Raw genomic sequence first — 493 nt, forward strand, 5'->3', positions numbered from 1 at the left:
GCGGTTGCTTTTGGTGAAGCATTAAAAGATGATTTCTTTACTTATGCAATGCAATTAAAAAAGAATGCAAATGCAATGGCTGATGCTTTCGTAAAAAGAGGTTATAACATTATCTCTGGCGGAACTGATAACCATATGATGCTTATTGACTTAAGAAACAAAGGTATCTCTGGTAAAGAAGCTGAAAATGCATTAGTAAAAGCTGAAATTACAGTAAATAAAAACATGGTTCCTTTTGACGATAAATCTCCATTTATCACTTCTGGAATTCGTGTTGGAACAGCTGCAATCACAACTCGTGGTTTAGTTGAAAAAGATATGGAAACTATCGTAGCGCTTATCGATAAAGTATTAACTAATCATACAAATGAAGATGTTATCGAAGAAGTTGCTGAAGAAGTAAACGAATTAATGAGCGAAAAACCAATTTTTTTATATTTAAAAAAAAATAAAAAAAAAAAAAAAAAAAAAAGAAAGAACAAAAAAAAAAAAA

The 493-nt window shown here is 29.6% G+C and carries 1 pseudogene; it reads left to right on the forward strand.

Features of this window, described 5'->3' with window-relative positions:
* Positions 1 to 493: pseudogene (locus B3J44_RS10510) on the forward strand (hypothetical protein); the annotation flags it as partial.

The organism is Flavobacterium sp. UBA4854 (genome assembly GCF_002399805.1).
Taxonomy (GTDB): Bacteria; Bacteroidota; Bacteroidia; order Flavobacteriales; family Flavobacteriaceae; genus Flavobacterium; species Flavobacterium ginsengisoli.